The 5,868-nt window shown below is 64.1% G+C and carries 4 protein-coding genes; 2 read left to right on the forward strand and 2 right to left on the reverse strand.

The genetic code is table 11. The features are described from left to right. The coding region (locus Q0L94_RS13875; protein ID WP_296754174.1) for a toprim domain-containing protein at nt 1-973 on the forward strand (973 nt) is incomplete at its 5' end. 22 nt (nt 974-995) lie between these two features. On the opposite strand, the gene Q0L94_RS13880 is transcribed toward Q0L94_RS13875, so the two are convergent. Further along, nucleotides 996-1,973 (reverse strand): endonuclease/exonuclease/phosphatase family protein, encoded by a 978-nt coding sequence (locus Q0L94_RS13880; protein WP_296754177.1) that lies wholly within the window; start codon nt 1,971-1,973, stop codon nt 996-998. 123 nt (nt 1,974-2,096) lie between these two features. On the opposite strand from Q0L94_RS13880, the gene Q0L94_RS13885 reads away from it, so the two are divergent. After that, nucleotides 2,097-4,943 (forward strand): cation-translocating P-type ATPase, encoded by a 2,847-nt coding sequence (locus tag Q0L94_RS13885; protein WP_296754179.1) that lies wholly within the window; start codon nt 2,097-2,099, stop codon nt 4,941-4,943. Nucleotides 4,944-5,018: 75 nt separating this feature from the next. Here Q0L94_RS13885 and Q0L94_RS13890 read toward each other — a convergent pair. Beyond that, nucleotides 5,019-5,868: rhodanese-like domain-containing protein (locus Q0L94_RS13890; RefSeq protein WP_296754181.1), on the reverse strand; the 850-nt coding region annotated here is incomplete at its 5' end.

The following is a 5,868-nucleotide window of genomic DNA, read 5'->3' on the forward strand; positions in this document are numbered from 1 at the left end:
GCTCGGCACCAGCATCGGCAAGGAGGATTACAACCCGGACAAGCTGCGCTACCACCGCATCATCATCATGACCGATGCCGACGTCGACGGCGCGCACATCCGCACCCTGCTGCTGACTTTTTTCTACCGCCAGATGCCGGAACTGGTCGAGCGCGGCCACATCTACATCGCCCAGCCGCCGCTGTACAAGGTCAAGCATGGCCGCTCAGAGCGTTACATCAAGGACGAGCACGCGCTCAAGGAACACCTGATGGGCGAAGCGATGAAAGACGCCGAACTGACGCCGATGGACGGCGCCATGCCGATCGCCGGCGAGGCACTGGAAACGCTGGCGCGCGAGTATTTCCTGGCTGAAGCAGTGAGCGAACGCCTGAGCCGCCTGCTGCCGGACGATGTGCTGCAGGCCCTGATGCGTATCCCGCGCTTGAGCCTGGCCGACAGCGCTGCTGCGATGCAGAGCGAAGCCAGCCTCGGCGCGGCGCTGGATGCGCAGAAATTCGAAGTGGCCGCCGAATACATCAGCGAGTCCGACAGCCATCGCCTGCGCATCACCCGCCATGCCCACGGCAACGCGCACGTCAGCTTCCTCGAAGCGGATCTGCTCGAATCCGGCGACTACAATCAGCTGGTCAAGGTCGGCGACCTGCTGCGCGACCTCATCGGCCTCGGCGCCCGTGCCAAGCGCGGCGAGAAGGAAATCCCGGTGCAGAGCTTCCGCGAGGCGATGGACTGGTTCCTCGCCGAAGTCAAACGCGGCATGAGCATCCAGCGCTACAAGGGGCTCGGCGAAATGAACCCCGCCCAGTTGTGGGAAACCACCATGGACCCCAAGGTGCGCCGGCTGATGAAAGTGCAGATCGAGGACGCGATCTCGGCCGACCAGATCTTCACCACCCTGATGGGCGACGAGGTCGAGCCGCGCCGTAACTTCATCGAGACGAATGCGCTGGGAGTGCGCAACCTGGATGTTTGATTGTGAAGGTGATACGCGCGGTCTAGAAGGACAACTCCACCCACATCGGCCGGTGATCAGAGATGTAGTAACGCAGGTAGGTTTTGAAGTTCTTCGCGTTCGAGCCGTCTTTCCATAGCGCCGGAAAGAGCACGGCATCAAAGTCGAACACGCCCTTGTGGCCAGTGAAGTGATTCTTCGTCGTCTCGGGCAGGAAGGCTATCTGGTCATAATTCGCGTCGCTGCTGATGCTTGAACCGATTTGCGTCGAGTGCGCGGGAAGATCGAGGCCGAGTTTGGTCAGGGCTGTGTAGATCGGATCGCCTGGCGCGCATTTGGGCATGTTGAAATCCCCCATGGCGACCAGTTCGCGGGTGAACGAGTAAGGACTCTTGTTTCGCAAGTCCGCCCATTTGGCTACGGCAAATGTCTCCAGTGACCGGCGAGCAATCGATGCGGGCTTTTCGTCCCCGTAGTACAGGTGAACATTCACGAACATCATGGATGTCCTGCCAACCGAGAACGCCGCAAGATACGGCGTACGGTCGAAGCCGTTGAACTGGGCTTCGACTGCGGGGAGCTTGATCGACTTGAAGCGCGACGGCGGGAAAGCGATTTCACCCACCTCCTCCAGCAGGCCCAGCTTCCTGCTGTCGTAAAGGAACGCCATCCGCTCATTGTTTCCTGACGCATCGGACATGAGCACCCTGAATGACTTGGGAAGCTTCGCGTGGACATCGAACAGGTCACCGAAGTTCTCCCGACACTCCTGAACCGCAACGATGTCGAACCAGCCAATCACTTCAGCGATGAGGGAGAGATCCGGGTCGCGCCGATGCTGGGCGCCGAGATTGGCGATGTTCCATGTGGCGGCGAGGAGTTTTCCCGTCTGCCGTTTTGGAATCTGGCGCGTTTTCTTGTGCTTCCGAAGACGGCCTACCTCATCGGCAACGGCGTAATCGAACGCGAATTCCGGCTTCGGAAAAACAGGCATATTCGACACCCCGAAAATTTTCCGCATATGCCCTGCGCGGTCAGCGCGAGCGGGCTAGGATTAGCGATGCGTACCCACTAACAAGATAGCCAATATCCCAATGAAAACACCCCCGGGCGCCGACATAGATTCATTCGTCATGAGGCCAGCATGAGACCACAATCGACCCAGGCCAGCACGTCAGCCCGCGATGTCAGCCCACCGCCCGCAACCGGCGATCCGTCCACACAGGATGCCGACGAAGTCGCCCGGATCCTGGGGACCGACCCCGAGAACGGGCTGAGCACCAGCGAAGCGGCCCGCCGCCTCGCCCAGGATGGGCCGAACGCGCTGCGCGCGGCAGCGCCGATCCCGCGCTGGCGGCGCATCCTGGCTCATTTCCAGGACCCGTTGATTTACCTGCTGTTGGCGGCAATCGCCATCTCGCTGGTCGCTTGGCTGATCGACGGCCGCATCGGCTGGCCGGTCGACGCGATCGTGATCGGGCTCATCGTGGTGCTGAACGGCCTGCTCGGCTACGTGCAGGAAGCCAAGGCGCGCAACGCCGTGGCCGCGCTGGCGCGAATGACCGCAGTGACATCGGCGGTGCTGCGCGACGGCCAGCTGCAGCGGATTCCGAGCGCGCAACTGGCGCGTGGCGATCTGCTCGTGCTTGCTGAAGGTGACGCCGTCGGCGCCGATGCGCGGCTGATTCAGGCGGCATCGCTGCGCGTACAGGAAGCCTCGCTGACCGGCGAGAGCGAAGCCGTGCTGAAGGACGCCGCGACCCTGCCCGGTCCGACGGCGCTCGGCGACCGGCTCAACATGGTGTTCAAGGGCACGGCCGTTGCGCAGGGCAGCGGCCGCGCTGTGGTCACCGCAACTGGCATGGCCAGCCAGATGGGTGCGATTGCCGAGATGCTCGACGCCACTGAAGAAGAGTCGACGCCACTGCAGAAAGAAATCGCCAGGATCGGACGCCTGCTCGGCATCGGCGTCGTCGTTATCGCCCTGATCGTCGTAGCAACGGTGTTCCTGATCTTCGAGGTGCGCAGCGCTGCCGACATCATAAACGTGCTGCTGCTCGGCGTCTCGCTAGCCGTGGCCGCGGTGCCCGAGGGGCTGCCGGCGATCCTGTCGATGGTGCTTGCGCTCGGCGTGCAGCGGATGTCGCAGCGCAACGCGATCGTCAAGAATCTGTCGTCGGTCGAAACGCTGGGATCGGCCTCGGTCATCTGTACGGACAAGACCGGCACCCTGACGCGCTCGGAGATGACGATCGAGCGGCTGATGACCGCTTCGGGCGCCGCCCGTATCACCGGTGTCGGCTACGTGCCGCAGGGCAGCGTCGAGGTCGACGGCGTAGCGCTGCAGGACGAAGCGCACCGCGCCGAGGCGATCCTCGTGCTGAGCGGCGGCAGCCTGGCCGGCAACGCCCAGTTGCAGCAGACGGCCGACGGCGGCTGGGCGATCCAGGGCGATCCGACCGAGGCGGCGTTTCTCGTCGCCGAACGCAAGCTCGGCGTGCACGAGCGGCGCGAACGGCGGTTCGAGCGTGTCGGCGAGATTCCGTTCACCTCCGAGCGCAAGATGATGTCCACCATCGAAGTGGACCATGAGAACGGCGACGAACGCGTGCTGATCGCCAAAGGCGCCCCCGACGTGCTGCTCGAACGCTGCACGCACGCGCGCATCGGTATGCACGTGGTGGCGCTCGACGACGGACTGCGCCAGCGCCTCCTGGCCGATGTCGACGCGCTCACCGACGCCGCGCTGCGCACGCTGGCGGTCGCCTACCGCCCGCTGCGCAGCGACGAGGACACCGATCCACAAGACCCCATGCAGATCGAACGCGACCTCGTCTTCGCCGGCACCGTCGGCATCATCGACCCGCCGCGCGAGGAAGCGGCACAGGCCATTGGCGAAGCGCACCGCGCCGGCATTCGCGTGATCATGATCACCGGCGATCACCCGCGCACGGCAGCGCGGATTGCCGCCGATCTTGGCATCGTCGAAGCCGGCGCGGCTGTGCTGACCGGGGCCGAGATCGACAGGCTCGACGATGCGGGCTTTGCCGAAGCGGTGCGCAGCACCTCGGTGTTCGCCCGCGTGGCACCGGCTCACAAGCTGCGCATCGTCGACGCGCTGCAGGCCGACGGCAACGTCGTCGCGATGACCGGCGACGGCGTCAACGACGCGCCGGCATTGAAGTCGGCCGACATCGGCGTGGCGATGGGCGTCACCGGCACCGAGGTCACCAAGGAAGCTGCCCGGATGATCCTCGCCGACGACAACTTCGCGACGATCGTGCACGCCGTACGCGAGGGACGCGCCATCTTCGACAACATCCGGAAGTTCCTGCGTTACCTGTTGTCGTCGAACATGGGCGAAGTGCTGACCGTGTTTCTCGGCGTCGTGCTGGCCGGCGTGATCGGCCTCGGCGCGCCGGATTCCGGCGGTGCCGTGGTGCTGCCGCTACTGGCCACGCAGATCCTGTGGATCAACCTGATCACCGACTCCGGCCCCGCGCTCGCCATGGGCGTCGATCCCGAGACCGAGGATGTCATGGCGCGCAAGCCGCGCCCGCCGCAGGAACTGGTCATCGACGGTCGGATGTGGGCCGGAGTGCTGGAGATCGGCGCGGTGATGGCGCTGGTTACGCTGCTGACGCTCGACATGTACCTGCCGGGGGGACTGATCGAAGGCACGCACGAACTGGCCAATGCGCGCACCGCCGCATTCACGACGCTGGTCTTCGCGCAGCTGTTCAACTGCTTCAACGCCCGCTCCGAATCGGTCAGCGCGTTCCGCCACCTGTTCGTCAACCCGTGGCTTTGGGGCGCGATCGCGCTGTCGGTCGTGCTGCAGGTGGCCGTCGTCCATGTCGGCTTCCTGAACCTGGCTTTCGGCACGGTGCCGCTGGCGCCAGAGCAATGGCTGGTCTGCGTGGCGATGGCCAGCGTGGTGCTCTGGTTCGGCGAACTGCGCAAGCTGGCGGCGCGGGTGTTCGGCCGGTAGCGGGAAGTCAGGGACGAAGCCGGATCCGCCGCGTCACCGCCGAACGCAGTGGCCGGTTTCCATGTTCAGGGAAAGCTAGTTTTTCTTTGATTCAACCGCCAGCCCCGCTTCCTTCCACTCCGGGAAGCCGCCGCGGAACCAGTAGACGTTTTTCCAGCCGGCCTGGATTGCCATGACGGCGGATTTGTAGCTCTTCCAGCAGATGGTGCCGTCGCAATACATCATGAGGGGGGTATTCTTGTCCTTCGGCAGCCTGTTCAGTGCGAACTGGTCGTCCGCCGGGTCGAAACCGACTTCCTTGGCGCTGCCTTCATTGTAAGGAACGGAAATGGCGCCGGGAACATGGGCGGTTTCGTATTCTTCTTTCACCCGCACGTCGTAAACCGGCGTTCCTTTGGCAATCAGCGCCCGGGCCTCGGCGGCGCTGATGATCTTGGCGCCGGGCAGGCTGGTGGGCGTGGTATTCAGCATCGAGGCGACGCTTTTGAAATCGGCCCGGGTGGCGGTGGAGAGCGCGAGATTGAGGCTGTTGCCTTTCTGCAGGGTGGCGGTCAGCTTTTGCTGGGCGCCTGCAGATACGGTTTCAGGCTGTACGGTCAGCGCGCGCAGCGGCACCGATGCGCCGGTGAAAACGATGCGCCCGCCGTTGGCCGCAGTCCAGGTTTTGGCTTCCTCGGCGGAGGCGACCGCCAGGTCATAGCGGCCAAGCTTCAGCCCATACAGCGGGGCCTCGGCCATACGATGGAATTTGATTTCGGCAAAGTCGCTTTTGGCCAGTCCGCGGCTATTGATCTCGCTGCGCGCCATGCTGCCCATCAGCGATTCGTAATCGGGAATCCCCAGTCTGGCGTGCGATTTGGCGCCCAGCGTGCCTTTGTAATCCGGACCCGACACGAAAGCGGCGGCGATCGTCGCGTTGGATTTG

Source organism: Thiobacillus sp. (assembly GCF_024708915.1).